Here is a 25,768-nt window from a genome sequence, read left to right as displayed (position 1 = left end):
CAGGTCCCGCCGTGGTGGAAAAAATTGCATCAAGAACGCTCTTCTGCACACAGAATGCGCACCAGGCGGTCGGCCAGGGGTTTGCCGACGAGACGTTCGGCGATCGGGTTGGCCGGGTCGAGGTGTACGATATTGCGGCGGATCAGCTGGTCCCGTTGTTTCAACTGCGCACGTACTTCTGCGGACTCAACCGGCTTGGCTGCGTGCACCAGGCCCAGCCAGTGCTCAACATAGGCAAAAATCTTTGGTTCTACCTTTTCACGATAGAAATCCAGCGGCACGACACCGGCCAGCGCTACCGGGGACAGGGATGAGCGGATAAACGGCATGGCGGCGTTGAATGGCTTGACGCCGGCCTCGAACAGATCGTTCTGCAGTTCCATGTAAATGCTGTTGAGCGGCGCGAGGTATTTCTGCAGATAGTCCGGGTAGGACAGCGGCTCATAGCGCGGCATGGGGTCAATGTAGAAAAACGCATCGGGCAGGGTGCCGAAGGCCATTCCCAGATGGGGAATATCCACGCTGTCATCCATATAGATTGTCAGGTGAATATTGGTGAACGTTTTCTGCGGTGTGCCGATATTGGAGTGAATCACCCAGTCCACCGGTGAGGCATCACCGGTGAAGGTGCGTACGCGGCCGACATGTTCACCGTTCAGATCGTCAAAATTGTGCAGGTCCTGGCAGCGCAGGTCCTCTTTTAATGACAGGCTGTTCTGGATCATTTCCCAGATGGCGTCGCGGGTCGCCATGACTGTGTTGAAAATGTCACTGGTATCGATATGCGTATCACCGCCCAGATGCGCGGCGAATTCTTTGGTGAGATTTTGTGCGTTTTCCATATCAATAACTCATATTTGGCTGGTTGATATTGCTGATGCGGGAGCCTGGGCAGGTTCCGCTGTTTTATTGTTCAGTCTTTTGCGAAGCCACATGCTCCATACAAATACCGCAAAATTGAGTGCACCGAATAGTACAAAAGGGGCACTTGGAGAAATTTTTGCAAACAGCACACCGCCGCCAGAGGTGCCCAACAGAATCCCGAAGGCGCCGGCAACGCCGAAGAAGCCAATGGTTGCCCCGCGGTATGCTTCCGGTGCTTGTTGGCCAACCAGGGCCTGGCTGCTGACAAAGGCGCTGATCTCGGCAATACCCATGACAAATAGCAGGCCGATTACCCAGTCTGCGGAAGGGTCGGAAATCAGGAACACGGCGCTGTACACTGCGGCGGCGAGCCCCGAGGCCATGGCCACAGCGGTCACGCGGGAGGTGCGATCGGCGATGCGTCCCATGATCAGGGAGCCGAGCAGGGCGCCGGCTACGGTTGCCAGTACCCGCGGTACCGCCAGCTGGAACATCGCCTCGCTGGCGGTGAGTCCCAGTTCGCGGGTGCCGTATTGCACCAGCCATAAAGAGATGAACGCGCCGGTCACAGCGAGGTCGCCGCGGGATATAAACGCCGCGCCGTAAGAAAGAGCAGTTTGGGGATCACGCGCAGCCCGCAGACCACCGAGTATTGTGTTTTTGAAGGACTCCCGTGCTGTGGTCGTTGCTTGTACAACTTTCGGAGCCAGACCCGCAAGGACCACAGCTGCGGCAACCATGCCCAGCGCACCGCCCACCGCAAAGGTCCACTGCTGCGCGGCGAGTTCATCCAATCCCTGGCTGCTGAATACTTTCGGCAAGCTTGCGAGCACCGGCGGGATAAAGGCGCCGAGGGTGGCTGCCAACGCCTGTTGCCCGTTGGCGCGCCCGCGGGAGCGCTCGGCAGCGTAGTCCGCTACCACTGTCACCATCATGCCGATCATGGCCGCACTACCGACCGCTACGAGCAGGCGGAACACGACAAGCTGTGTAATGGAACTGGCGTGGGGGTACAGCGTGAAGCCGATACCGGTAACGGCCAGGCCAAAAACGTAAACCGGGCGGCGGCCAATGCGATCGGAAAGCGCACCTGCGGCGCCGAGCAAAAGAATGAATACCAGCTCTTGCAGCGCCCCCAGATAACCGGTGAGCATGGCCTGGGTATCTGCCGCGATCCCCATGACATGTAACAGCCCGGGCTGTAGTACCGAGAGTGCGCCGGCATACCCCGAGGAAATGAATACAGCAAACAAGTAGGTGGCAAAGTTGCCGCGGGAAACCCCCGACGCTAGTTGGATACCAAGCCAGTGCGGTTGAGCCATCGTCGATTGCCTCATGTGTGCGGGATGCTGCCCGAGTGTTATTTTTGCCGGTTACAGTCCGTGCCGCGCGAACTGGTCTTCGCGCTTGCGTACCATGCCTACCAACATGCGTGCGGCCATTTTCCCACCGGTCAGCCAGCGGATCTTTTCACCACTCTTGTTGCAGTCGAGTATTTTCCCGGCCAGATAGGCCGCAACGGTATCTACCTGATCCACCAGGTTGTTCATAAATTTCCGCGAGCGGGCAAACCGCTCCGGATTGGCCTTGGCTTCCCGGATGATCGCTTCGGTGACGACCATTCCCGGGCGTATTTTCCCCACCAGTATGCCACTGGGTTTCAGCTCCTTGGCGAGGGCATCGGTAAAATAGTCCAGCCCGCGCTTGGTACTACCGTAAATGCCCATTCCCGGAAAATATTCCCCGTCGCTGCCGCCGCCAAGCATATTGAAAATCTTGCCGTGCCCCTGTTGCTGCATGCCGGTTGCCGCTACACGACAACCGTTGATGGTTCCCATCAGATTGGTGTGGACCATTGCCGAAATTTCTTCCTGGGGAATATCCAGGATTGACCAGCCAGTTCGCGCAAGGCCTGCATTGTTGACCCAGATATCCACGCTGCCGAGGGATGTGTGTGCAAACTGCCACAAAGCGTTTACCTGTTCTGGGTCACTGGTGTCACAGGCGAACCCCTGACACTTGCAGGCCGGTGTTTGCAGGCGCTCCAGGGCATCGCGCACGCTCTTTTCGCTGCGACCGCTGATAACAACTTTGTGACCGGTTGCGAGGAAGGCCTTGGCCAGGCCGAAACCGATACCCTTGGTACTGCCAGTGATGACGATGTTTGCCATATTGCGGGTTCCCGATGCCGTAGTGGAGGGGTGTGTTTTCGCTAGTGTAATAAAGATATAACAATAGTACAATTGTTGGGTTGATAGTAAATATCGCGGTTCCTTTACGCAATCATCGAATGGGGGAAACTATGCCAAGGGTTGCTGCATTGCAGTTCGCGACGGGTACGGATATCACCGACAACCTCAACACCTGTTTGCGTATGATCGATGTCGCCGCTGCAGGAGGTGCGCGCCTGATGGTGTTGCCGGAATTCTGTAATCACATTTCGTGGTATCGAGACCAGGAGCAGGCGTGGGACTGCGCCGTTACTCTGGAAGGTGATTTTCTAAGCGCTATTGCCGAGCGCGCACAGCGCTATCGCTGCTACATACTGATCAACGTTTCCCTGCGACGAGAGGCTCCCGCAATTACCGTCACCTCTCTGCTGTACGGTCCCGATGGGAGCCTGCTTGGTGAAGCGGACAAGCAGAGTCTGATGGGGCATGAAAATGACTTTTTTGTCCCGGCTACCCGTGCAGGTGGGCTAGTGGATACGGAGCTCGGAAAAATCGGCTTTATTGCCTGCCGCGATGGCATCAGCTTTGAACCTTCGCGACGCCTGGCACTGGCGGGGGCCGACCTGCTGTGCAATTCCCTCAATTCTTTTGCTTTCGACGAAGCCAGCCTGCATGTGCGGGCCCGGGCTGCTGAAAATCGCCTGTTCCTGGTGGCGGCCAACAAGGTGGGGCCGCTGGTTCCCGCCGAGGAGATTCCATCAGTGAGTGTAATGACGGCGATCCCTGAGGCATTGCTGTACGGGGCAGGCGAGAGTCAGGTGGTCGGGCCCGACGGCAATGCGTTGGCAGCGAGTGCGCGCGGTCAGGAGGCAGTGGTATATGCAGACCTGCCCGAACGCGGTGAGCGTCAACAGTTGAGCCTGGGGGCTTTGGCTCGCCGCAGACCGTCGCTCTACGAGCCGCTCGCAGGGCAGGCCTGTGATCCCGCTTCTGATGCCGCCCAGTACATTGAGGTTGCCCTGCTGGACCCTGAGGGCGAGGGGCTTGGGGCGATTGTTCGTGCGACAGACCTGTTGCGTGCGCTACCGCAAACCGTCGAGCTGGCTTTGCTGCCCGCGATATTCCCGGTGCGCAGCGCTGCGCACGACTGGGCCCTGACAGCGGCACTGTGCCGTGAAGCGGAAGCGCAAATCGTGGAAGTCTGCCGGGAAAAGGACATCCAGGTATGCACCACTATTATCGAGCGGGGGGAAAATGGCTGGCAGCATACCGGGGTGTTACTGGATGGTGGTGGCCGCCGAATGGCGCAGCCGCAGATTCATCGATGTCCGCTCGGGTTGCGACCGGCGGGCCGCGAGCTTCAGGTGGTGGATTTGTCCTGGGGACGCGTGGCGATCCTGGTGGGTAACGACAGTCTTTATCCGGAGCTGGCGCGTATGGCGGCCCTTGCAGGGGCGCACTGTTTACTGGCGCCACTGTCGCCAGAGGCTGCGGGTCGCGCAGGACGCCTGCGTGATTTACCGTTACTGTTTTCCGCGCGCGCTGCGGAAAATCGCGTCTGCCTGGCTTCCTCGGCTCTCGGTGGTAGGGGGGGAATGCTTGCCAGTCTGGAGCGGGAATTTACCCTGATGACACCGTGGCCGGAGCGCCGCTTCGATGGCAATATCAACAAGCCGCTGGTCACTTTGCAAGCCGGCGAAGTCACCATCGGGAGCCTGCATCCGCAGGCAGCCGCCAACAAAATGATCTCCGCTAATACGCACCTGCTGCGCAGTCGCGCGCACCAATCTACCGCACGCCTGCTGGTGACAGAGGAAGCGACGCTTTGAATCGTTGCGGCGGGGAAGGTGATGTGCTGGCCCGGGGGGAATATGAATACCTGTGCGATGGTGTGCCTGTGCCGATTAGTGAATCCTGGGCGCTGTCTCGCAAGGCCGGCGGGTTCCGGCTTAGCAGTCAGCGCGAGATACCGGCCCTGTCGGTGGTGATATCCGCGCATGCTGAGGTGGCTGGTGGGGAGATCAAGCGCTGTGTGTTGCGCTGGCTTGATGTTGGGCGTAAGGCGTGTGTCGCTATGGCTTGCTACCGTGCCGGGGAAGGGTGCCATAACGATGGCGTCTACCGTTTTCGCAGTGCCGGAAGCCCGTCTAGAAGTATTGCGATTACGGGGGCGCTGTATTTCCCGCTGCTGCGTATTTTTGCGGGGCAGTTACTGGGAAAAATGATGGCACAGGACGGCGGCGAGGCACGTATTTTGGTTCCCTGGATCCGGGAGCCTGCACAGACCGAAAAAATATTTACACCTGAGTTCTCCGGGCGTCGTGTGCGCTATCTAAACACTGAAGCCGGTGAGTACGCTGGCGAGTCACTGGACTGTTTCGAATACTCGGGCGGTCGCTATGAAGACGGTGTGATTTATCGCTTGCGACAGGGGCTTTTGCGGGAGTACTGCTGGCGGCAGGGGAGCAGTGAATGGACTGTCCGTCTGAAAAAACTGGAGGGGATTTGGCCGGGTGAGCAGCTCTGGCCACACGCCATTGCTTCCTCACCCTCAACGGTAGGTACTGTTACCTGACCGGAATCAGATTTCGTCTGCCTTCAGATCCATCTGGTATTTGAAGCGGTCGGGGTGGTAGAGCACATGAAGGAGATCCACCAGTTGCTCTTTGCCGTCCACCTTGCTGTAAGAGCGGCGGGTCAGGCTGAGTAACGGTGCCCCCACTGTGGTCGCCAGTTCGCGTGCGCTTTCACTGGTGGCCGCCTCGGCGCTGAGAGTCTGGGTGACGTGGGTGATTTGCAGGCCCTGCTTGCGGAAAATTTCCAGTCGCGGCGTTTTGGCAAATTGTTTGGCAGATACCTTGCGGGTCAACCCTGCCGTCCAGCTCACGTAGTAACCGAAGGGGGCACCGTCGCGGGAACGGGTACGTTCCAGCAGTAGCGCAGTCTCGCCTGTGCCGAGGCCGAGTTCCTCGCGAATTTCTGCCGGTGGTTGCAACATCTCGCAGGAGCGGACATCCACGTCGGAGTGCCGCGCCATACTTTCGATTTCCTGCAGCATGCCTACCAGCGGAGCCTTTACCGGCTGCTGCTTGTACTCATAAATAACGTGAGTACCTTTGCCGCGGCGTCGCTCCACCAGGCTCTCTCCCGCCAGCTCATCCATGGCGCGCTTGGCGGTGATGCGGGAAACACCGAAAGCTTCAGCAAGTTGTAACTCGGTCGGCATCTGATCGCCGCGCTCGAGCGTGCCGTTCAGAATGGCATTTTTCAGCAGGGCATACAGTTGATAGTAGAGTGGCGCGTGCGACTCTTCTGTCAGTGATTCCAGCTGCTGTTTACTGAACAGTGTTTTTACCGCATCCATAGCATTGTGTCCTTCGCCCGGTCGAAAGCGCATAATGATATATCATTCTATGTCAAATGCCAGTGGCACTTTATGCGGGCTCGAGTTCCGGCTGTGAACACTGTTGTAGCAGTGTGCTCGCAGGTGCGCTGAACACATCGTGCTGTGCGGTGATGAACTCCAGCACGCGCTCGAAATATTTGATCCGGTGCGGTTGCCCCAGCATCCACGGATGGACGTTGAGCGCGAGGATCCGTCCTCCCTGCTGGCGCGCCTCCGCGAGCAGGAATCGACAGGCATCTTCTATCTGCTCCGCGTAGGACGTTTCCGAATGGAGGTTGTTGCGCAGGATGAACTGGTCCTCCAGCTCGGTGGACAGCGGCATGGCCCAGAGGTCTCCACTGCCGGTGTGGAAGCGGTAGGGCATATCGTCATTGACCCAGTCACAGAAGTACTCGACCCCACTTTCTGCAAGCAGGGCTGGTGTATTTTCACTGTGAACCTTGCCGGGACTCAGCCAGCCGGTAACGGCTTGTCCGCTTTCCTTTCGCAGGGCGTCCAGGGTTTTACCCATCAGGTTTTTTTCTTCATCGAGGGGCTGGCCGCCGTAGTGGGGGCAGTCCATGTTCCAGCCGTGTGCAATGATCTCGTCGCCGCGTTCGCGCAGCATGTGCATCAGGTACGGGGTGCGCTGTGCGAGCTCCCCGTTGACCGCAAACGTCGGGCGCACGCCGTACCGGTCCAGCGCACGCAAAATGCGATAGATGCCCACCCGGTTGCCATAGTCCCGCAGGGAAAAGTGGCGTAAATCCGGGTAGGGCATGGTCATGCCGCCGGGTGGTGGAAAGGGTTTGCCACGCTGGTTGAGCGGGAAAAACTGCAGGCTGACATTCACCCAAAGGGCGAGCTTTCCCTCGGCCCACTGTACCGGTTGCCGCTGCGTGAGCATCTGCCATGGATAGTGGTCGTGATCCATGCCGTAGTGGCGTTGCGGATATTCCAGATGTTCGGCCCCCAGGCCTTTCTGTTTGCTCATGGGCAGCTTACCTCCGGGCTGGCCGGTTCCCTCTGGGTGCTTTGGCTCTTTGTTTGAATATCCGCACGCGCGGCATCGTAATAGTGTTGGAGATAGTATTCGGCGATTTCACGGCCGGTGGTCACCCAGACATCGGAGTGGCCGGTAATGTATTCCAGCGCTTCTTCGAACGCGCGCATTCGATGCGGGCAGCTCACCTGGTAGTTATGGGTGGGGATGCACATTACGGTGCCGCTCTCTGCCCCCTCCTGGTAAAGCCGGTCGAAATTCTCTTTCAGCATCTGTCCGTAGCGGCGCGGCTCGACCTTGTTCACCACGTAGGCGATGGTGTCGTTCATCTCCAGCGAGTAGGGCACCGAAACAAAGCGCTTACCGCTGCGCAGGTTGATGGGAGTGGGTTGGTCATCGTGGAACAGGTCGCAGGTATAAAACCCGGCGTCATTGCCGAACAGCTCGGTGCCCACCTCCGCAAACAGGTCCAGGGTCTCTTCCGAGTGAGACAGTGCCGGCGCGAGATAGCCGGCACACTTCTGCCCGGTATGGCGATAAATGGTTTCCATGGAGTCGCGGATCATGCTGCGCTCCTGTTCGGCAGACATGCCGTAGGTGTAGCGCGTGTTGTAAATCCCGTGACTGAAAAACTCCCACTGGCGCTCGCGACACAGCTCAATGATTTCCGGATGGTGGTCGCACAGGGCGGTGGACAGGGAGATGGAGCCGCGCACGCCGTATTTGTCCAGCAATGCCATCTGGCGCATGTGGCCGACGCGGTTGCCGTAATCGCGAATACTGTATCCCGGCACCGCCGGGCTCGGCTGTGGCCAGGCTTTGCGGTGGGGGTTGGCCGGCGGGTTCAGTTCGTAAAACTCGATATTGGGCGCGACCCAGAAAGCCACTTTGGCACCGTTTGGCCAGGTCAGCTTGGGGCGCTGGTGATAGGGCCAGTAGTCGTAGAAACCGGGGTCGGGTTTCTGGGGGGTATCCGCAGTCATTATTCGCCTCGCTCCAGCCACTGGAAGACTTCGGCCACATCGACGACGTCGGCATATTTCAGTGACAGATCGGTCAGGTTGGCGTAGTGGTAGCTTTCGTGCTTATCGGCCACGCACTCCTCGGGAACGATGGTTCGGTAGCCCCGGGAGAGGCTGTCCACGGCTGTCGCGCGGATGCAGCCGGAAGTAGAACCACCGGTCAGAATGACCGTGTCCACCTGATGCCAGACCAGCAGGGATTGCAACTGGGTTTCAAAAAATGCACTGGGCATTTTCTTGCAGTAAATGACATCGCGTTTGCGGTCGATCTCCAGGCGATCGTCGAACTCGCTGCGGGTGGAGTCAAACTTGATGTTCTGGAGGGAGTCCGGTGTATCGGTGCGGGTTCCCCAGATACCGGCATCCTCCCCGGAATCCATGTACGCGACATGGGTCCAAACCACCGGCCAGCCCCGGGCGCGGAAGCCCTTGGCCAGCTCGTTGACATAGTGCAGCTGGTTGGGGTCGGTCTCGTAGGCAGTTTTGAACAGATCGGTACGGGTGTAGGCCTTTTGCGGGTCGATATTGACCAGTACGGCCTTGCGGCCGAATCCAAACCGCTTGCGCGCCGGATTGGCTTTGATTTCCAGGTAGAGTTCTTTGGCTGTTTTTGTTGTTGTTTCCATTGGGGCTCCCGAGCAATGACTGGCGGTGCTTGCTATTGTATTTGTTGTTCTAATGGTATATCAATATAACTAATGCGGCAATGTGGCTCCAGCGCGGCTTTTGCTTCCGACCACTTCGGGTGATTTCGTGGTCGGTGCGTTGGGCGCCTTTTGCCGGTATCGTTAACGCAATACCGTCTGTTCGATATTGTTACCTCAACTGATAAGAATTAACCAGCATGAGTACGTATCTGTTTGTAAAGCTCCTGCACAATCTGTGCTTTGTCTACTGGCTGGGGGGAGATCTCGGCACCTTTTATGCAAGTCGCTATGTGACCCGTTCCGACCTTTCGCCGCAGGCGCGCAATACCGCGCTCACGATCATGATGGGGTGTGACCAGGGGCCACGTTTTTGTATGCCATTGATACTGCCGCTGGGATTGCAGATGGCACATATGAGCGGACAGTTCACGGTGGCCGCGGGATGGCTGTGGCTGGCGTGGGCCTTTTCCCTGGGGTGGCTGCTCATGGTGGCAACCTTGCATTTCGCCCATGGAAAGTCGTTTGTGCCGGCGCTGACCCGGTTCGATTTCTACTTTCGTGTAGGTATTATCGTCCTGTTGCTGTCGCTGGCAGTCTACGCGCTGATCAGCAACGTCATCTTCCCGTCGGACTGGCTGGCCATCAAGCTCGGAATCTTTGCGCTGCTGGTGTTGTGCGGGCTGATGATCCGGGTGAGGCTGAAATCGTTTGGTGCGGCCTGGGGGAAATTGATGTCCGGTGACGAAAGTGATTCTGTGAATCGATCCATTCGCAGTTCCATCGCGTCCTGTCGCCCGTTTGTCTACGCCATCTGGGTGGGGCTGTTGGCCAATGCGGCTTACGGACTGCACCTGATTTACTGACTGTGGGAGAGAGCCCTTGAAACTGTTTAGCCTTCCTCATTCCCCGTATGCCGCGCGGGTCCGAATCCAGGCCCGTCTTGAGGGGCTGCCGCTGGAAATTCTGCCGCCGCCAGTACCGCTGCGTACCGAGGCGTTTATGCAGCGTTTTCCTCTGGGTAAGGTGCCGGTGCTGGAGCTTTCCGGCGGAGAAGCCATTGCCGAGAGTTGGGCGATCATGGAGTACCTTTCTGAGGCGGGGATCGCAAACGGCGGTTCACTGGTTCCGGAGAGTGCGCTGGGCCGTGCGCAGATGCGTATGCTGGGCCGATACGCCGACCTTCATCTTGCAACAAATGCGCTTTTCCCTCTGTTCCGTGTTGCCATCGGGGCTGCAGGTGATACTGCGGAGATCGCCCAAAGCCTGCGTGCCGAGCTGCTCAAAGGCGAGCGGTTGCTGGCCAGTTTTGGTGGTGGCGAGCGTCCGCTGAACCTGGGGGATATCGCTCTGGCGCCCACGATGCTGTACTTGCAGGAGCTGGCGCCGCTGGTGGAGATGGCGGAGCCGCTGGAAGAGTTTCCCGGTCTCGGGGCCTGGTGGGCCTGGGTCAACAGCTTTGCTCCAGTGCGGGACGTGTTGCAGGAGGTGCGCACTGCCTACCACGCTTTTGTCGAGGGGCTTGCCGCCAAGGCCTGACGCTCCCGTTTTCTTCCCTGTTCTCTCAACGCCGGTGCGCTCTCGGGCGCACACGGCTGCGTTTCCCCCTTTCGGATTCCTTCCCTTCTTCAGCCGTCTGCGTGTATGCCCGCAGTAACCGGTCTCTCGTTGAACTCCAGGATGTACGTGTCGCGTTAAATGTTATATTGACATAACATTAGCTCAAGAATAGGATGGCTACATCAATGACCATCAGGCGGAGGCGCTATCGTGACTACCACTATTGTTGTGCTGTTCAACCTCAAGCCGGGCGTTAGCCCTTCTGACTACGAGGAGTGGGCGAAGACCACCGACCTTCCTACCGTGCGCAAGCTGAACTCCATCGACGATTTTTCCGTACTGCGTACCACCGGTCTCCTGGGCGTGGAGGCGCCGGCGCCATACCAGTACGTCGAGTTGCTGGTGGTGAAGGATATGCAGCAGTTGGGTGCGGATGTGTCCAGCGAGACCATGCAAAAGGTTGCGTCGGAGTTTCAGCAGTTTGCGGATAACCCGCAATTCATGCTGACCGAAGCCATCTAACCAGACCCGTTTCAAGGAGGCGCAGCATGACAGAAGTGCAGGGCAAGTATCCGGAGCTGGCTGGCAAGGTGGCGGTGATCACCGGCGCCGGGCGACGCAAGGGATTGGGAGAAGCCATGGCGAAACGCCTGGCACAGGAAGGCGTAAAAGTAGTGCTGACCGATATCGGTCACGCCGCTGGCGAGAACCTGCCGGAGCAGGCAGTGGGTACATCTGCCGAGATGGAAGAGATCGCCGCGGAAATCCGCGCAGCCGGTGGCGATGTTGCCACGGTTGCCTGCAATGTACTCGATGCGCAGGAGGTCCAGGCTGCGGCGGAATTCGCCCTCGGGCATTTCGGTAGCCTGGATATCTGGGTCAACAATGCCGGAATCGGTTACCTGATGGATCCGGTCGTGGACATGGGCGTTGATAAGTGGGATGCGGTGTTGGGGGTCAACCTCCGCGGTGCCTTCCTCGGTATCAAGTACGCCGCCGAGATCATGCTGCGCCAGGGGCGCGGTGGCCGCATCATCAACATCGGCAGCCAGGCATCCAAATCCGGTTTTGCCCATGCATCTGCTTATACCGCATCCAAGCACGGGCTCATCGGCCTGACCCGCTCTGCAGCACAGGAGCTGGGGCCTGCGGGTATCACCGTCAATACCATCTGCCCGAACCACGTGACCACGGGCCTGGGAGCCTGGCAGAACGCGCACTTTTCCGAGGTAACCGGTAAGGGCCACGATCGGTATATGGAAGACATGCGTGCGCGTATTCCGCTCGGGCGCCCGGGATTGCAGGACGATACCGCCAAGGCCTGCGCCTTTCTCTGTTCCGATGAAGCGTCTTACATCACCGGCGAGGCGATGAATGTCTCGGGCGGTGAGGAATATCACTGAGCCAGTAAACGGAGTAATACCGGGCATGAGGAAAAGCGTTAACTGGCCGGGAGATGCCCGGCTTGCACTCTCGATTGTGGTGAATGTGGAAGAGGGCTCCGAGAGCACACTGCTCGACGGGGATCGCGGCCCGGAGCCCGTGGACGAGCTGGGTGTGGCGCCGCGCAAGCCGATTCGCGCCCACGCCAACGAAAGCAATTATGAATACGGGATTCGCGAAGGCTGGCCGCGTATTCAGGCGTTGCTGGAACGCTATCAGGTACCGGCCACTTTCTGCGCGGCAGCAGTGGCCCTGGAGCGGGCTCCGCAGATCGCACGCTTTATTGCCGAGGGTGAGCACGAAGTGTGCAGCCACGGTTATCGCTGGCAACACCAGTTCTCCATGAACGAAGAGCAAGAGCGGAAATTTATCCGCGATGCCATTGCGTCGATCAAGCAAACCACCGGGCAGCGCCCCCGTGGCTGGCTCAGCCGCTACCTGCATACGGACAATACACGCCGATTGTTGCAGGAGGAGGGCTTTGATTACCACATGGACGACTACAGTGCAGATGAGCCCTTCTGGGCCCCGGTGCAGGGATCGGATAAACCCATGCTGGTGCTGCCGTACGCAATCGACTCCAACGATATGAAATTCTGGACAGCGCCATCGCTGACCCCGCAGGCCTGGCTTGATTACGCCTGCCGCACACTGGATACGCTGTTGGCCGAGGGCGCAAGCCGGACGCGCATGATGTCGCTGGGCCTGCACCTGCGCATTATCGGTCGCCCGGGAAGGATCGGTGCGCTGGATGAATTCCTGCGTTACGCCGCCGCCCAGGACGGTGTCTGGTTTACCACGCGCGCGAGTATCGCCGACGCCTTTGCAGAGAAGGTGCCGCAAAGTCAGGTGCGCGAACCATTGCGCGGCTGGGAGCGCTTCTGATGTTTAACGCACGCAGCCTGTTGTTCGTTCCCGGGCACCGTCCCGATAGGTTTGAGAAGGCACTGGACAGCGATGCCGACCTGGTGTGCATTGATCTGGAAGATGCTGTGCCAGTGGCGCAGAAAGCGGATGCACGCAGCCTGGTGTGCGACTTTCTCGAAGGATGTGATCCGTCTCTGCTTCAGCGCATTGTGATTCGCGTCAGCGCTGCAGAAAGTGATGAGGGTAGGGCAGATCTATACGCGCTTTCCAAAGCCCGATTGCCCGCGAGATTGATGTTGGCGAAAACCGAAAGCGCTGGCGATGTCGCCACCGCGGCAACCTTGCTGGGCCAGCCCGTGGGGTGGATCGCACTAGTGGAAAGTGCATCGGGACTGCTGGCTATGGAAGCGATCTGCCGCGATAGCACCCTCGATGCGGTGATGTTTGGCGGCGGTGATTTCGCCGCACAGCTGGGCGCGGAATTCGCTTGGGAGCCTCTGTTGTGGGCGCGTTCGCAGATGGCTGTGATTGCCGCTGCCTACCGCCTGCCGCTAATTGATGTGCCGTTCCTGGATGTGCGGGACTCCCAGGGGCTGGAGGCTGAAACGCGCCGTGTCGCCGCGCTGGGCTATGCCGCCAAGGCCGCCATTCACCCCGCGCAGATTAACGGGATTCATCGGGGTTTTGCCCCAACCGCCGAGGCCCTGCGCCAGGCCCGGGATATTGTCGATGCCTTTGAGCAGGCCCGTGGCGGCGCCGTGGTGGTGAACGGCCGCATGGTGGATCAGCCCATCGTGGACAGCGCGCGCAGGCTGATTGCCCGTGGAAATACTGAAAAAGAATTTGTGTAAACCGCAGTGGAAAATTGCTATGGCTGGAGAAGTAAAGCAGGTTGGTGAAAACCGCTACCGTGAGACCTTTGGACGTTTCTTTGAAGATTTCAAAGTGGGCGATACCTATGAGCATCGACCGGGGCGGACCATCACCGAAACCGATAACACCTGGTTCACCCTGTTGACTATGAATACCCATCCCGCGCACTTCGACAAGGTATACGCGGAGGGCACCGAGTTCGGCAAGCCGTTGGTGTGCAGTCCGTTCACTGTGGCCCTGATGGTCGGTATGAGTGTGACGGATATCAGCCAGAAAGCGATCGCCAACCTGGGGTGGGACGATATCCGCATGACCGCGCCGCTGTTTGTGGGGGATACCCTGTACGCCGAGTCTGAGGTTTTGGACATGCGGGAATCCAAGTCGCGTCCCAACCAGGGCATCGTCACCGTGCGCACACGTGGCACCAAGCAGGATGGCACCGAAGTATGTTCCTTTCTGCGCAAGGTCCTGGTGTGGAAGCGCGGGTCGGAAATGGAAGACAAGGTGAACTATTGATCCAGGCGAGCAGTAACAGGAGACAGTAATGAGCTGGACTGCAGAAGATGAGGCCGCGATCCTCGATACCATAGACCGCTTTGTGGCCAACGATGTTGCGCCGATCGCGCGGGAAAAGGATCTCGCCGACGAGTATCCCCACGAGCTGGTGGAAACCATGAAGTCCCTGGGGCTGTTTGGTGCCACCATCGGTGAAAGCTATGGCGGACTGGCGCTTTCCGCCAGCACCTATGCACGTATTGTGCAGAAAATCTCTGCGGTGTGGATGGCCCCGGGTGGCATTTTCAATTCCCACCTGATCATGGCCGCTGCAGTGGAGCGCTTTGGCACCGAAGAGCAGAAGCAGCGCTTTCTGCCACTGATGGCTGAGGGCGCATTGCGCGGCGGTATCGCATTGACTGAACCCAATGCCGGTTCCGATTTGCAGGCGATCCGCTGCGTGGCAAAACGCGATGGCGACAGCTACGTGATCAATGGCAGCAAGATGTGGATCACCAACGCGGTCAATGGCAATTGTCTCGGCCTGCTGGTCAAAACCAATCCCAATGCAGAGCCCCGACATCGCGGCATGTCGCTGTTTGCCATCCGCACCAAAGATGATGCCGGTAACCTGTTGCCGGGTATCACTATCAACAAGATCAAGAAGACCTGTTATCGCGCTATTGATACGGCGGAGGTGGTATTCGAGGATTTCCGCGTTTCCGCTGATGACCTGATAGGTGGCGAAGAAGGCCGTGGATTCCATATGTCGGTGGGCGGCCTGGAACTCGGTCGTATCAATGTTGCCGCTCGCGGTGCCGGTATAGCTCAGGGCGCATTGAAGCTGGCCGTGCGCTACGCCACGGAACGGGAAACCTTTGGCAAGCCGATCATCCAGCACCAGGCAATCCAGCTGAAACTTGGCGAAATGGCAGCGAAAGTTGAGGCGGCCAAACTGCTGGTAGATCAGGCCGCACGCATGTATGACAGCGGTGAGCGCTGCGATATGGAAGCGGGCATGGCCAAGTATTTCGCCAGTGAGGCCGGTGTTTTCTGTGCCCAGGAAGCCATGCGTATCTTTGGCGGCTACGGATTTTCCACTGAGTATGAAATTGAACGCTACTATCGCGATGCCATGTTGATGTGCGTGGGTGAGGGTACCAATGAAATGCAGCGCATCATCATTGCCAAGCAGCTGGCAGCGCGCGAGGCGAATCTGTAATGCAGGATAAGCCACTGGCGGGAATCCGCGTTATTGCCGTGGAGCAGTACGGGGCCGGACCTTTCGGCTCCATGCAGCTTGCGGATATGGGGGCTGAGGTCATCAAAATAGAGAACCCGGCTACTGGTGGCGATATCGCCCGAAAGTCCGGTCCCTATTTTCTGGGGGATAACGACAGCGATTTTTTCCAGACCTTCAATCGCAGCAAGAAGAGCCTGACGCTGGACCTCAAGAGCGCGCAAGGTCGGAAAATCTTCGAGCGACTGGTGCAGAGCGCAGACATCGTGATGAATAACCTGCGCGGCGATCAGCCCGCAAAACTGGGTCTGGACTACGACAGTCTGGGCGCGGTAAAGCGGGAAATCATCTGCGGGCACCTTTCCGCCTACGGCCGCGACAATGATCGCGCCACCTGGCCTGGATACGATTATCTGATGCAGGCCGAGATGGGTTTTATGGACCTCACCGGAGAGCCGGGCACACCGCCCGCACGCTTTGGCCTGTCGATGGTGGACTTCATGAGCGGGGTGACGCTTGCCATGGCCGTGCTCGGTACGCTTGTCGGCGTTTTGCGCGGCGGTGCCGGTCGCGATGTGGATGTGAACCTGTTCGATGTGGCGGCTACCCAGCTGACATACCCGGCTACCTGGTACCTGAATCGCGATCACGAGACCACCCGTGTTCCCCGTTCCGGCCATCCGTCAACGGTACCCTGCCAGATTTATCGCAGTGCCGATGGCTGGGTGTTTGTGATGGCCATGACGGAGAAGTTCTGGCAGATCCTTGCCGAAGGGTTGGGGCGAGTGGACCTGCTTGACGATGCGCGCTTCAGAACGGTCGCATTGCGCCGTGAGAACCGGGAGGTGCTTACGGAAATCCTGGATGCCGAGTTCTCCAAACAGCCGAACACCCACTGGGTGAGTGTGTTTGCGGGGCGTCTGCCGCTGGCCCCGGTGAACAGCTTCGCCCAGGCCATGCAGAATCCCTGGCTGGCCCAGACCGGCATGCTGCAGTCACTGCCACATGTTGACAATAGTCAATTCAGGCTGCTCGCAAGCCCGTTAAAATTTGACGGAAACAGGCCCACTGGAACTGGCTGTTCAGCGCTTGGTGCGGACAGCGAGGACCTGCTACTCGGGCTCGGTTATTCCGCGGCGGAAATTGCCGCGTGGAGAAACGGGCAGGTTATCTAAGTTGGGCGTCACTCTGTTCTGACCGGAGGCAATTCGCCCAATGAAGCTGCAAGGCATACGTGTCGTCGACCTTTCACTGTTCCTGCCCGGTCCGCACCTGACCATGATGATGGCGGACCACGGCGCGGAGGTGATCAAGGTCGAGCCTCCCTCCGGAGAACCTACCCGCAACATCGGCTTGCGCAAAAATGGCGAGGCCGTCTGGTTTCGCAATACCCATCGGGGCAAGAAGAGTCTCTGTCTGAATCTCAAGGATGAAGAGCAGAAGGCCCAGCTACTGGCCCTGATTGATGAGGCCGATGTGTTTGTCGAGGGCTTCCGCCCCGGCGCCATGGCCCGTCTGGGGCTCGACTACGCCACATTGAGTGCGCGCAATCCCCGCCTGGTTTACTGCTCCATTTCCGCCTTTGGCCAGTCCGGCCCCAAAAGTCAGAAGCCCGCCCATGATCTCAGTATCCAGGCTGAATCCGGAACGGTATTTCTCAATGAGGGCGCCGATGGGGAACCCTGTTCTCCCGCGATGCCGGTGGCAGATATGGCCGCGTCATTGATGGGGCTTTCGGGCATACTGATGGCGTTACTGCGGCGGAACGAAACCGGGTGCGGGGACTACCTGGATATCTCCATGCAGGACAGCCTGGTGGCCTGGTTGCCCAACGCGCTTGGCCCTGTGTTTGCGGAAAATCGCTCACCGGTCGTCAAGCAGGAACGCTCCTGGGGCGGCAATGCCATGTACCGTATCTACCGTACGGCGGACGGGCGGCATCTGACACTGGGTGGCAGTGAAATCAAATTTGCCAAAAACCTCTTTTCCCGTTTGGGTCGACCCGAATTGGCCGCTGCCTGTGAGCGTCCGCCCGGCGATCAGGAAGAGGCAATTGAGTTTCTGAAAAAGGAATTTGCCGGCCGTACACTCGCTCAGTGGAGCGATTGGTTCGAAGGCTTGGATGTCTGCTGGTCGCCGGTTCGTCTTCTCGATGAAGCCCTGAAAGAAGAGCATCTGCGCGTTCGGGAAATGGTTTTTGAAGATGACGCAGGTAATCGGCATCTCGGGGTGCCGATCAAGTTTTTACACGAGCCGGCACAGGTAAATACCTGCTTGCCGAAACTCGGTGAACACAATCAGAGTTTTTTGGCCTCGGGTCAGGAAATATGACAGAAAAAATTACTTATAAATACAAAATAAGTGATCTTGCTGTTGCCATATAACGTAAACAGATTAGATCAATAACGCACTGAGGTGGTAATCATGCTGACTAACCTTTGGTATGTAGCAGAGTGGTCCAAGGCGGTAAAAGACAAGCCCGTTCGGGTGAAAATGCTGGGACAGAATTTCGTTCTGTTTCGCGACAAAAGCGGCAAGGTGAACTGCCTGAGTGATGTGTGTATTCACCGCGGTGGCGCACTGTCCAAAGGCTGGACCACCGAGCGCGATTGTGTGGCCTGTCCTTATCACGGCTGGGAATTTGATGCGGAAGGTAAGGTAAAGTTCATCCCATCGCGGGGTGAGGATGCGCCGATCCCGGAGCGCGCGCGTATTGACGCTTATCCCACGGAAGAGCGTTACGGCATGATCTGGGTGTTCCTTGGTGATCTCCCGGAAGAAGAGCGCTACCCGATTCCCGAGTTCCCTGAGTACGAAGACAAGGCCAACTGGCGCCCGGTTGAAGTCGAATACAACTGGAAGGGTTCGGTTGATCGGGTGGTCGAAAACGGTATCGATATCGCGCATACCTCCTTCGTGCACCCCGGCTTCGGCTACAAGGAAATGGCCGATAAAAACAAGATTCTGAAGGTGGATCGCGGTGAGTACTGGGGCTCTTCTGACAACGTACTTTATCCGCCGCAGCTGCAGGGTAATTTCGGGCTGATGAAGTTCTTCCGTCGCGACAAGGAAGCGACGTATGTGACGCCGTCTTTCTATCTGCCGGGACACTGTGTGCGCCTGCATATCAAAGTGAACTCCTGGATGGAGATGATCATCTTTGACGCCAATACACCGGTAGATGAAAACACCACTCGCTCGTTTGCGGTACAGGTGCGGAACTTCTTCAAGTGGTCGATATTTGATAAGGGTGCGAAGAAGCGCACCAGCAAAGTCTTTGGGGAAGATGGCGAGATTGTTGCGGAACTTTCCCCCAACTACCTGCCCGAGTCTCTCGAGAACGAGGTGTCTGTGGAGCAGGACAAGTTTATGGGCGCCTGGCGTATGATCCGCAGGAAGCATATCGAAGAGAAAGGCTGGAAGATCGATACCAAAGCCATGCGGCCTTTCGAAGGTGAAAAGGTGTTTACCATTCCTTCTCCCGCGCGTCGAACCAATCCCCATTTCAAATGGGCACTGGATACGGTGCCATTGGTGGCGCCGACCCGACGTCCGGTGAATGTACAGGTGGAGCCTGAGCCGGAGACTACCTGATCGTTTTGCAGTGGACCTGAAAAAGGTCCAAAGATGATGAAATAAAAAGCCGCGCTTTATGCGCGGCTTTTTATTTGGCTTCCTGCTGTCCAACCAGAGCCCGGTGGAGACCTTTATGGTTGTTTTATCTGGCGGGGTCCGAGGTGGTACGAGTGCGGAGTCTGCTGAGAAAGCGCTGGAATAACATGGGTGCAAGCAAAACTGCCATCGCAGCGGAGAAGGGGACGAGCCTCTCAGCCCAGTCACCAGGGGTGTTGGGGCGCAGGTAAAAGGCCACTGCGAGCACAAACCCGGTAATCATGGAGCGTGTGACATCTTTCGGGTAAATCGGTATACCCGAGAGCCGTGCAAGAATCGTCGGCGCAAACGCAGATCCGATGGCAATCCACGCAAATAGCACACGTTCGAATATCGTCGCTGGTAAAAACATGGCCACCAGCACTGCCAGTGTTGCAACGGCGACCATGGACACGCGCGACAGCAACAGCTCCCGGCCCGGTAGTAACCGCTGGAACTGCAGGTCATTGGAGATGGTGGCGGCAACCACGAGAAGCATGCTATCGGCGGTAGACATAATGGCGGATAGAACCGCGGCCAGCAGGATCGCGCCGATAAATGGAGGGAGCAACTGGCTGGATAGCTCGAAGAATAAAGCCTCTGGATCTGCCAGGTCCGGTAACAGGACTTTACCCATGAGGCCAAGGGCGAACATGCTGAGGAACATCAGCGATATCCAGCCAATCGCCAGTACCTGCGCAGTTTTAAGCGCGCGCTGATCCCGCAGCGCCATAAAGCGGTTCAGCAAGTGTGGTTGGCCGAGCGTGCCGATCCCCACCGCCAGGTTGCCAGCGATGAAACCTGCGGCGGCAAGCCCTGCGTTCTCTCCTGTGAGTGTCAGAGACTGGTCAGTGAAAATGCTGTAACCCTGTATCGACTCCCAGCCGCCAAGATAGATAAACGCCGTACCCGGCAGCAGAATGGCGGCGATCAGCATCAATCCACCCTGCAATGTGTCCGTTATGCTGGCGGCCCAGAAGCCGCCGAGAAAGGTATATATGGTAATGATGGCTGCACCTGCAATCAGGCTTTCTGCCAGTGGCAGTCCGAACACGTTCGCAAAGGTGGTTGCCGAGCCCTGGAATTGTGCGGCTATGTAGAAAATGAATGAGAGCAGGATGATTGCAGACGCAATTTTGGCGACCTGTGCTGAATTCCCTGTTGAAGCTTGTTCGGGGTTCTCAGCAAGAAATTCCGTGAGGGTAATCTGGTTCCTGGCGCGGGTATATTGCATCAGTCGCGGGGCGATCCAGATCCAGGCGACAGCGCAGCCCAAAATTGCCCCCGCGGCTATCCAGATGGCGGGTAGGCCCAGCATGTAGGTAACACCGCTCATCCCGAGTAGCGTCCACGCAGAGGCACTGCTGGCGCCGTAGCTGATGGCTGCCACTACCGGTCCCAGGTTTCGCCCACCGAGAAAATAGTCTTCGGTATCCCTGGTACGTCTTTGGCTCCAGAAGCCGATGAATATCAGAATGATCTTGTAGATGATCAGGGTATATACAGCAACGGAAACGTCCATGGGGATTCCCCACTTGTATAGCGTGAGAGAGGGTTGAGTCAGAAAGGTATAAAAAATCTATAGATATAACAATAGATTTATTGTGGCGGGGTCGTTTGCAGAGTAGGCGCGGCAACGTAGTGACTGAGGCCGAGGCGGATATCGTCCCAAGCTGCGTACCAGCGGTTTCAAACCTGCAGTCGGGGACCGGTGTATTCCGTCGCGGTCGCGCGCGTGACGGGCTGAACGTAAAGCGGGGCGCCGCCCGCCGTGGTATCCGGACGCAAATAGGGTTCGAATGGATGGGTGTCCTCATCCGGCCCCAGCCACCGCGCAATAAATTCTTCGTTATCCGGCGCGATCATCGGGAAGCTCTTTTCGTGGTACCTGGCGGTATCCGGATGCGCATCCAGGGTGATGATGCTGCAACTCAGGGTCTCGCCCCAGGTTTTATACAGCCCGCAGAAAAAGAATGGTTTGTGATCGCCAAAGGTGAATTCAACGGGGTTTTTACCATGCTGGCTTTCTACCCAGGCGGTGGCGGGAATCAGGCAGCGGGATTTTCGGTATTCCGGGCGCTGGCCCAGTTTTTTCCAGTTGCTGTTAATGGACCAGTATTTCTTGTGGGGTTTCCAGCCATCGCCATCGCGCTGCAGATAGAGGTGCCAGATGGCGTTCTCCACCGCGGGTTCTCCGTGGCGAGCGGTGACGATACTGATTTTGGACGTAGGGCGCCGCCGGCGGCCGAATATCATCTGCTGCGGGTGGTGGATGCCGTGCTCTTCAATAAATCGCTCCAGGCCGGCATCGTCATCTGCGTCAAATAGGCTGCACATGATAGTCCTGTTTAAGGATTGCGCTCACTCGGACTCGGTACGCAACATTTCGATATGCGGAATCCCGTCCTCGTCGTAAGGTTCTGAAGTTTGTACAAAGCCAAGCTCTTCGTAAAAGCGCTTCAGATATAACTGCGCGGATATACGGATAGAAGCCCGTGGGAGTTCGCACAGGGTGTATTCAATTCCCAGTCGCATCAGCTCTCTGCCGACGCCTGCGCCCCGTACGTGTTTGCGTGTCAGCACGCGGCCGATAGAGGGCTCGGTATATTTTCTCCCTGGCATCACCACGCGCAGGTAGGCGAGGAGGCTGGGGGTATCGGCATGGCCGTCCCAGCAGGCGAGGTGCCAGGCAACGGGATCTTTGCCGTCTACGTCCTGATAAGCGCAGTCTTGTTCTACGACAAAGACTTCCTGGCGTGCTTGCAGGATTTCATGGAGTTGGCAGGTCGTCAGCTCATCGAAGGTTGACCAGCAGTATTGGTGGTTAGGTGTCGGATTTGGCATATGTCTATTGTAGGGCGTAAATGCTAATGACTGTCTAGCTCAGGCTAAGCCCACTCTGCAGGTGCTCCGCAAGCCGCATCGCGGCCTCGCTGGGACGGCGGTTCTTGAAGTGGAGCCCGATGGATATCTCTCCCAGTTTCGGCAGGGCGCGGGAGGGGCGGAGTATACGCAGGGACTCCGGCACGGTGCTGCGGGTGAGAGCCGTGATCCCGAGTCCCGCTTCCAGTGCTGACTGGATACCGTTCAGGTCGGGAATGGTAAATACATTGCGCGACGCGATACCCGCAGACTGCAGCACCGATTGCGCCCGCTTGCGATAGATACACCCCTCGGGAGCCAGTACCAGTGGCAGCGGCTTCAGCAGGTGCGCCGAGTGCTTGTGGCTGGCGACCCACACCAGGTCGTCGCGTATTACCAGCTGTCCCTCTGCGGCGTCCGGTTTTTCCTGCAGCGCCAGTATCAGGTCAAACGTATCCCTGTGTCCTTTGGCCAGCAGGTTGCGGCTGAGGTCACTGGTGACTTCCAGGGATACTTCCGGGTAGCTCTGGGAAAACTGGCCGATAATGCGCGGCAGCAGCACCGAGGCGAATTCACTGGGAATCCCCAGGTGCAGTTTGCCGGTTACCGAGGCGCCGCTGAACTCGAATACCAGCTCGTCGTTGAGGGCGAGTATCTTCTTCGCCTGGTCGTAGACCCGCAGGCCGCTCTCGGTCAGGTTCAGGGTGCGCCCCGAGCGCAGCAGCAGCTGTCTGCCCAGCCGTTCTTCCAACTCCTTGATCTGCCGACTGATCGCAGGCTGTGTGCGTGCGAGCAGTTCCCCTGCCTGGCTGAAGCCGCCGCAGTCCACCACAGTGACCAGGGTGCGCAGCCATTCGGTAGGGAGGTTCTTGTGGGAGAGTTGCATAAGAAAATCTTATAGGAGGATCAGAAGTATAAATTTAACAGATTCTATCGGCGGGGCTAGCATCGCTCAATACATAAGAATCAGGAGAGAGCCATGGACCCCGTAGAGACCCACCTCAAAGCCGTCGACGGCGAGGTTTTTGCCGCAATCGAAGCCGAGCGCGCGCGTCAGGAAGCACATATTGAACTGATCGCTTCCGAGAATTACACCAGCCAGGCGGTCATGGCGGCGCAGGGCTCGGTACTTACCAACAAGTACGCCGAGGGCTATCCGGCGAAGCGCTACTACGGTGGCTGCGAACACGTGGATGTGGTGGAGCAACTGGCCATTGACCGCGCCTGCGAGCTGTTCGGTGCCGAGTACGCCAATGTGCAGCCGCACTCCGGATCCCAGGCCAATGCCGCGGTCTACATGGCCCTGCTGCAGCCGGGGGATACCTTCCTGGGGCTGTCCCTGGATCACGGTGGCCACCTGACCCATGGCGCAAAGCCGAATTTCTCCGGCCGCCTGTACAACGCGGTGCAGTACGGTCTCAATCCGGAGACCGGTGAAGTCGATTACGACGAAGTCGAGCGGCTGGCGCTGGAACACAAGCCGAAGATGATCGTGGCGGGCTTCTCTGCCTATTCCCAAGTGATGGACTGGACCCGTTTCCGCACCATCGCCGACAAGGTCGGCGCCTATCTGTTCGTGGATATGGCGCATGTGGCGGGCCTCGTGGCAGCGGGGCTGTACCCGAACCCGGTACCGGTGGCCGATGTGGTCACCACCACTACCCATAAAACCCTGCGCGGCCCCCGCGGCGGCCTGATTCTGGCCCGCGATCCCGAGGGGCTGGGTAAGAAATTCAACTCGCTGATCTTCCCCGGTATCCAGGGCGGCCCGCTGATGCACGTGATCGCCGCCAAGGCGGTGGCCCTCAAGGAGGCGCTGGCACCGGAGTTCGTGGCGTACCAGCAGCGCGTGATTGATAACGCGAAAGCCATGGCAGCGGTATTTATCGGGCGTGGCTTTGACATCGTGTCCGGCGGTACCGAAAACCATCTATTGCTGATCGACCTCAGCAAGCGCGGCGTGACCGGCAAGGCCGCGGATGCAGCGCTGGGCGCGGCACATATCACCGTCAACAAAAACACGGTACCCAACGATCCGCAGTCGCCTTTTGTTACCAGCGGCGTCCGTATTGGTACGCCCGCGATTACCGCGCGTGGCATGGGCACCGCAGAGGCGGAACAGCTGGCGGACTGGATGTGCGACATCCTCGAAAAACTCGAGCAGACAGACGCGCAACAAGCGGCGTTGGCCGAAGTTCAGGCGCGCGTGCGGTCCGATGTGCAGGCACTGTGTGCACGCTTCCCGGTATATCCCGCGAAGACTGACGGAGCGGGCTGAACATGTCGCTGAGTGTCTTTGACCTGTTCAAAATCGGTATCGGTCCCTCCAGTTCCCACACCGTGGGGCCGATGAAGGCGGCGGCCCTGTTCCTGCAATTGTTGCGCGACAGGGGCTGCTTCGCGGATGTGTCCCGGGTGACCGCACACATGTTCGGCTCTCTCGGTGCCACCGGTGTCGGCCACGGCACTACCAAGGCGGTAATGCTGGGGCTGGAAGGTGAGCAACCGGAGCTGGTGGATACCAATACCGTCGATGAGCGTGTTGCGGCGATAGAGCAGTGCTGCAGCCTGAATCTGGACGGTGAACGGGTAATCGCCTTTGACCCGCAGCAGGATCTCCTGCTGATCGGTGAGGAAGAACTGCCGCTGCACGCCAATGGCATGCGCTTTACCGCGCTGGATGCGCGCGAGCGGGTTGTGGCGGAGGAAGTTTATTACTCCATCGGTGGTGGCTTTGTGGTGACTGAAGCCGAGGCGCAATCGGAGAATGCGCTGGAACAGGCACTGGCGGTACCGTACGAGTTCGATACTGCGGAAGAATTGCTGGCGATCTGTACGCGGGAAAACCTCAAGATCAGCGACGTGATGCTGGCCAATGAGGCCGCCTGGCGCAGCGAAGCGGACACCCGTGCGGGGCTGATGAAAATCTGGCAGGTGATGCAGGACTGCGTGACCAACGGTATGCACAACGAGGGCATCCTGCCCGGTGGCCTCAAGGTAAAACGCCGTGCGGCCAACCTTTACCAGCAGCTGCGCAGCCGCCCGGAAGCCTGTCTGTCCGACCCCCTGTCGGCACTGGACTGGGTGACCCTGTATGCGCTGGCAGTGAATGAAGAAAACGCAGCGGGGGGTCGCATCGTCACCGCTCCCACCAATGGCGCGGCCGGAATTATTCCGGCGGTGCTGCATTACTTTATGCGCTTTTCCAGAAATCCCACGGAAGAGGATGTTATCCGCTTCCTGCTCACCGCCGCCGCGGTGGGCATTCTGTTCAAGAAGAACGCTTCCATCAGCGGCGCCGAAGTGGGTTGCCAGGGCGAGGTCGGCTCCGCCTGTTCCATGGCTGCGGCCGGGCTGGCAGAGGTGCTGGACGGTACCCCGCAACAGGTGGAAAACGCAGCGGAAATCGCCATGGAGCACAACCTGGGGCTCACCTGCGATCCGGTGGGCGGCCTGGTGCAGGTGCCCTGTATCGAGCGCAACGCCATGGCTTCGGTAAAGGCGATCAGCGCTGCGCGCATGGCCCTGCGCGGTGATGGCGAACACTTTATCTCCCTCGACAAAGTCATTCGCACCATGCGCGATACCGGTCGCGACATGCAGGACAAATACAAAGAAACCGCGCGCGGTGGCCTGGCGGTGAACGCCATCGATCTGCCCGTCAGCGTTATCGAATGCTAAGGACTAG

At 58.4% G+C, this 25,768-nt stretch carries 26 protein-coding genes; 15 read left to right on the top strand and 11 right to left on the bottom strand.

All coding sequences use genetic code 11. The features are described 5' to 3' along the window. Positions 1–29 precede the first annotated feature (29 nt). The 3 genes from HUW35_RS16955 to HUW35_RS16945 are packed head-to-tail and all read right to left on the bottom strand — an operon-like array spanning position 30 to position 3,035. Positions 30–842, bottom strand: a complete 813-nt coding sequence (locus HUW35_RS16955) for a hypothetical protein (RefSeq protein ID WP_181253399.1) — start codon at positions 840–842, stop codon at positions 30–32. A 9-nt stretch (positions 843–851) separates the two neighbouring features. Continuing rightward, the gene (locus tag HUW35_RS16950) at positions 852–2,186 is read right to left on the bottom strand and encodes an MFS transporter (protein ID WP_255463359.1); all 1,335 of its coding nucleotides are present in this window, start codon (positions 2,184–2,186) and stop codon (positions 852–854) included. A 51-nt stretch (positions 2,187–2,237) separates the two neighbouring features. Beyond that, entirely contained in the window at positions 2,238–3,035 is a 798-nt protein-coding gene (locus HUW35_RS16945) for an SDR family oxidoreductase (RefSeq protein ID WP_181253397.1), read from the bottom strand. Positions 3,036–3,166: 131 nt separating this feature from the next. Here HUW35_RS16945 and HUW35_RS16940 point away from each other — a divergent pair, with 131 nt between their 5' ends. Then, positions 3,167–4,864, top strand: coding sequence for a carbon-nitrogen hydrolase family protein (locus HUW35_RS16940; protein WP_181253395.1), 1,698 nt, complete (start codon positions 3,167–3,169; stop codon positions 4,862–4,864). Further along, the gene (locus tag HUW35_RS16935) at positions 4,861–5,610 is read left to right on the top strand and encodes a hypothetical protein (RefSeq protein ID WP_181253393.1); all 750 of its coding nucleotides are present in this window, start codon (positions 4,861–4,863) and stop codon (positions 5,608–5,610) included. The genes HUW35_RS16940 and HUW35_RS16935 overlap by 4 nt, the downstream gene beginning before the upstream one ends. A 6-nt stretch (positions 5,611–5,616) precedes the next feature. Here HUW35_RS16935 and HUW35_RS16930 read toward each other — a convergent pair whose 3' ends face one another. The 4 genes from HUW35_RS16930 to HUW35_RS16915 form a co-directional block, all read right to left on the bottom strand. After that, complete coding sequence (locus HUW35_RS16930) at positions 5,617–6,399, bottom strand: GntR family transcriptional regulator (protein WP_181253391.1); 783 nt, start codon at positions 6,397–6,399, stop codon at positions 5,617–5,619. Positions 6,400–6,469: 70 nt separating this feature from the next. After that, positions 6,470–7,414, bottom strand: a complete 945-nt coding sequence (locus HUW35_RS16925) for a polysaccharide deacetylase family protein (protein WP_181253389.1) — start codon at positions 7,412–7,414, stop codon at positions 6,470–6,472. Continuing rightward, positions 7,411–8,406 carry a polysaccharide deacetylase family protein gene (locus HUW35_RS16920; protein ID WP_181253388.1) on the bottom strand — a complete coding sequence of 332 codons (996 nt, stop codon included), beginning with the start codon at positions 8,404–8,406 and terminating at the stop codon, positions 7,411–7,413. Before HUW35_RS16920 ends, HUW35_RS16925 begins: the two co-directional genes overlap by 4 nt. Then, a complete protein-coding gene (locus HUW35_RS16915) occupies positions 8,406–9,071 on the bottom strand; it encodes an isochorismatase family protein (protein WP_181253387.1) in 666 nt (221 codons plus the stop codon). Before HUW35_RS16915 ends, HUW35_RS16920 begins: the two co-directional genes overlap by 1 nt. 218 nt (positions 9,072–9,289) lie before the next feature. Here HUW35_RS16915 and HUW35_RS16910 point away from each other — a divergent pair, with 218 nt between their 5' ends. The 11 genes from HUW35_RS16910 to HUW35_RS16860 all read left to right on the top strand — a co-directional run bounded on the left by HUW35_RS16910 (position 9,290) and on the right by HUW35_RS16860 (position 19,161). Continuing rightward, positions 9,290–9,955: a hypothetical protein gene (locus HUW35_RS16910; RefSeq protein WP_181253385.1), complete on the top strand. Its 666-nt coding sequence runs from the start codon at positions 9,290–9,292 to the stop codon at positions 9,953–9,955. 16 nt (positions 9,956–9,971) lie between these two features. Beyond that, the gene (locus tag HUW35_RS16905) at positions 9,972–10,628 is read left to right on the top strand and encodes a glutathione S-transferase family protein (RefSeq protein ID WP_181253383.1); all 657 of its coding nucleotides are present in this window, start codon (positions 9,972–9,974) and stop codon (positions 10,626–10,628) included. Between the two features lie 231 nt (positions 10,629–10,859). After that, a complete protein-coding gene (locus HUW35_RS16900) occupies positions 10,860–11,171 on the top strand; it encodes an REDY-like protein HapK (protein ID WP_181253381.1) in 312 nt (103 codons plus the stop codon). Positions 11,172–11,197: 26 nt separating this feature from the next. After that, a complete protein-coding gene (locus HUW35_RS16895) occupies positions 11,198–12,052 on the top strand; it encodes an SDR family NAD(P)-dependent oxidoreductase (RefSeq protein WP_181253380.1) in 855 nt (284 codons plus the stop codon). 25 nt (positions 12,053–12,077) lie between these two features. Further along, positions 12,078–12,977, top strand: a complete 900-nt coding sequence (locus HUW35_RS16890) for a polysaccharide deacetylase family protein (protein ID WP_181253378.1) — start codon at positions 12,078–12,080, stop codon at positions 12,975–12,977. Beyond that, a complete protein-coding gene (locus tag HUW35_RS16885) occupies positions 12,977–13,810 on the top strand; it encodes a CoA ester lyase (RefSeq protein WP_181253376.1) in 834 nt (277 codons plus the stop codon). Before HUW35_RS16890 ends, HUW35_RS16885 begins: the two co-directional genes overlap by 1 nt. Positions 13,811–13,829: 19 nt before the next feature. Then, positions 13,830–14,348, top strand: a complete 519-nt coding sequence (locus tag HUW35_RS16880) for a MaoC family dehydratase (RefSeq protein WP_181253374.1) — start codon at positions 13,830–13,832, stop codon at positions 14,346–14,348. A 28-nt stretch (positions 14,349–14,376) separates the two neighbouring features. Next, the gene (locus HUW35_RS16875; protein WP_181253372.1) at positions 14,377–15,549 is read left to right on the top strand and encodes an acyl-CoA dehydrogenase family protein; all 1,173 of its coding nucleotides are present in this window, start codon (positions 14,377–14,379) and stop codon (positions 15,547–15,549) included. Continuing rightward, entirely contained in the window at positions 15,549–16,742 is a 1,194-nt protein-coding gene (locus HUW35_RS16870; protein WP_181253370.1) for a CaiB/BaiF CoA-transferase family protein, read from the top strand. The genes HUW35_RS16875 and HUW35_RS16870 overlap by 1 nt, the downstream gene beginning before the upstream one ends. Positions 16,743–16,782: 40 nt before the next feature. Then, on the top strand, positions 16,783–17,898 hold the full coding sequence (locus HUW35_RS16865) for a CaiB/BaiF CoA-transferase family protein (protein ID WP_181253368.1): 1,116 nt from the start codon (positions 16,783–16,785) through the stop codon (positions 17,896–17,898). Between the two features lie 93 nt (positions 17,899–17,991). After that, the gene (locus tag HUW35_RS16860) at positions 17,992–19,161 is read left to right on the top strand and encodes an aromatic ring-hydroxylating dioxygenase subunit alpha (RefSeq protein WP_181253367.1); all 1,170 of its coding nucleotides are present in this window, start codon (positions 17,992–17,994) and stop codon (positions 19,159–19,161) included. Positions 19,162–19,285: 124 nt separating this feature from the next. Here HUW35_RS16860 and HUW35_RS16855 read toward each other — a convergent pair whose 3' ends face one another. The 4 genes from HUW35_RS16855 to HUW35_RS16840 form a co-directional block, all read right to left on the bottom strand. Then, positions 19,286–20,740 (bottom strand): sodium/proline symporter, encoded by a 1,455-nt coding sequence (locus HUW35_RS16855; RefSeq protein WP_181253366.1) that lies wholly within the window; start codon positions 20,738–20,740, stop codon positions 19,286–19,288. Positions 20,741–20,907: 167 nt separating this feature from the next. Next, positions 20,908–21,555, bottom strand: a complete 648-nt coding sequence (locus HUW35_RS16850) for an SOS response-associated peptidase family protein (RefSeq protein WP_181253365.1) — start codon at positions 21,553–21,555, stop codon at positions 20,908–20,910. 24 nt (positions 21,556–21,579) lie between these two features. After that, the gene (locus tag HUW35_RS16845; protein ID WP_181253364.1) at positions 21,580–22,062 is read right to left on the bottom strand and encodes a GNAT family N-acetyltransferase; all 483 of its coding nucleotides are present in this window, start codon (positions 22,060–22,062) and stop codon (positions 21,580–21,582) included. A 34-nt stretch (positions 22,063–22,096) separates the two neighbouring features. After that, on the bottom strand, positions 22,097–22,966 hold the full coding sequence (locus tag HUW35_RS16840; RefSeq protein WP_181253363.1) for a LysR family transcriptional regulator: 870 nt from the start codon (positions 22,964–22,966) through the stop codon (positions 22,097–22,099). A gap of 93 nt (positions 22,967–23,059) precedes the next feature. Between HUW35_RS16840 and glyA the strand changes: the two genes are divergently transcribed. Both glyA and HUW35_RS16830 read left to right on the top strand, forming a co-directional pair. After that, the gene (gene glyA, locus HUW35_RS16835) at positions 23,060–24,358 is read left to right on the top strand and encodes a serine hydroxymethyltransferase (protein WP_181253362.1); all 1,299 of its coding nucleotides are present in this window, start codon (positions 23,060–23,062) and stop codon (positions 24,356–24,358) included. Positions 24,359–24,360: 2 nt separating this feature from the next. Beyond that, positions 24,361–25,761: an L-serine ammonia-lyase gene (locus HUW35_RS16830; protein WP_181253361.1), complete on the top strand. Its 1,401-nt coding sequence runs from the start codon at positions 24,361–24,363 to the stop codon at positions 25,759–25,761. The last annotated feature ends 7 nt before the right edge of the window (positions 25,762–25,768 follow it).

The sequence above is a fragment of the Microbulbifer sp. YPW1 genome, assembly GCF_013367775.1.
Classification (GTDB): Bacteria; Pseudomonadota; Gammaproteobacteria; order Pseudomonadales; family Cellvibrionaceae; genus Microbulbifer.
Note: the sequence above shows the minus strand (reverse complement) of the source record. Positions and strands in the feature narration are given on the sequence as shown.

What these genes read in the sequence shown, in the direction of transcription:
- HUW35_RS16895 (WP_181253380.1), top strand. Translation starts at nt 11,198, where the DNA reads ATGACAGAAGTGCAGGGCAAGTATCCGGAGCTGGCTGGCAAGGTGGCG.
- HUW35_RS16915 (WP_181253387.1), bottom strand. Translation starts at nt 9,071, where the DNA reads ATGGAAACAACAACAAAAACAGCCAAAGAACTCTACCTGGAAATCAAA.
- HUW35_RS16930 (WP_181253391.1), bottom strand. Translation starts at nt 6,399, where the DNA reads ATGGATGCGGTAAAAACACTGTTCAGTAAACAGCAGCTGGAATCACTG.
- HUW35_RS16880 (WP_181253374.1), top strand. Translation starts at nt 13,830, where the DNA reads ATGGCTGGAGAAGTAAAGCAGGTTGGTGAAAACCGCTACCGTGAGACC.
- glyA (WP_181253362.1), top strand. Translation starts at nt 23,060, where the DNA reads ATGGACCCCGTAGAGACCCACCTCAAAGCCGTCGACGGCGAGGTTTTT.
- HUW35_RS16850 (WP_181253365.1), bottom strand. Translation starts at nt 21,555, where the DNA reads ATGTGCAGCCTATTTGACGCAGATGACGATGCCGGCCTGGAGCGATTT.
- HUW35_RS16870 (WP_181253370.1), top strand. Translation starts at nt 15,549, where the DNA reads ATGCAGGATAAGCCACTGGCGGGAATCCGCGTTATTGCCGTGGAGCAG.
- HUW35_RS16865 (WP_181253368.1), top strand. Translation starts at nt 16,783, where the DNA reads ATGAAGCTGCAAGGCATACGTGTCGTCGACCTTTCACTGTTCCTGCCC.
- HUW35_RS16875 (WP_181253372.1), top strand. Translation starts at nt 14,377, where the DNA reads ATGAGCTGGACTGCAGAAGATGAGGCCGCGATCCTCGATACCATAGAC.
- HUW35_RS16860 (WP_181253367.1), top strand. Translation starts at nt 17,992, where the DNA reads ATGCTGACTAACCTTTGGTATGTAGCAGAGTGGTCCAAGGCGGTAAAA.
- HUW35_RS16955 (WP_181253399.1), bottom strand. Translation starts at nt 842, where the DNA reads ATGGAAAACGCACAAAATCTCACCAAAGAATTCGCCGCGCATCTGGGC.
- HUW35_RS16945 (WP_181253397.1), bottom strand. Translation starts at nt 3,035, where the DNA reads ATGGCAAACATCGTCATCACTGGCAGTACCAAGGGTATCGGTTTCGGC.
- HUW35_RS16920 (WP_181253388.1), bottom strand. Translation starts at nt 8,406, where the DNA reads ATGACTGCGGATACCCCCCAGAAACCCGACCCCGGTTTCTACGACTAC.
- HUW35_RS16840 (WP_181253363.1), bottom strand. Translation starts at nt 22,966, where the DNA reads ATGCAACTCTCCCACAAGAACCTCCCTACCGAATGGCTGCGCACCCTG.
- HUW35_RS16890 (WP_181253378.1), top strand. Translation starts at nt 12,078, where the DNA reads ATGAGGAAAAGCGTTAACTGGCCGGGAGATGCCCGGCTTGCACTCTCG.
- HUW35_RS16855 (WP_181253366.1), bottom strand. Translation starts at nt 20,740, where the DNA reads ATGGACGTTTCCGTTGCTGTATATACCCTGATCATCTACAAGATCATT.
- HUW35_RS16925 (WP_181253389.1), bottom strand. Translation starts at nt 7,414, where the DNA reads ATGAGCAAACAGAAAGGCCTGGGGGCCGAACATCTGGAATATCCGCAA.
- HUW35_RS16950 (WP_255463359.1), bottom strand. Translation starts at nt 2,186, where the DNA reads ATGGCTCAACCGCACTGGCTTGGTATCCAACTAGCGTCGGGGGTTTCC.
- HUW35_RS16885 (WP_181253376.1), top strand. Translation starts at nt 12,977, where the DNA reads ATGTTTAACGCACGCAGCCTGTTGTTCGTTCCCGGGCACCGTCCCGAT.
- HUW35_RS16940 (WP_181253395.1), top strand. Translation starts at nt 3,167, where the DNA reads ATGCCAAGGGTTGCTGCATTGCAGTTCGCGACGGGTACGGATATCACC.
- HUW35_RS16845 (WP_181253364.1), bottom strand. Translation starts at nt 22,062, where the DNA reads ATGCCAAATCCGACACCTAACCACCAATACTGCTGGTCAACCTTCGAT.
- HUW35_RS16830 (WP_181253361.1), top strand. Translation starts at nt 24,361, where the DNA reads ATGTCGCTGAGTGTCTTTGACCTGTTCAAAATCGGTATCGGTCCCTCC.
- HUW35_RS16910 (WP_181253385.1), top strand. Translation starts at nt 9,290, where the DNA reads ATGAGTACGTATCTGTTTGTAAAGCTCCTGCACAATCTGTGCTTTGTC.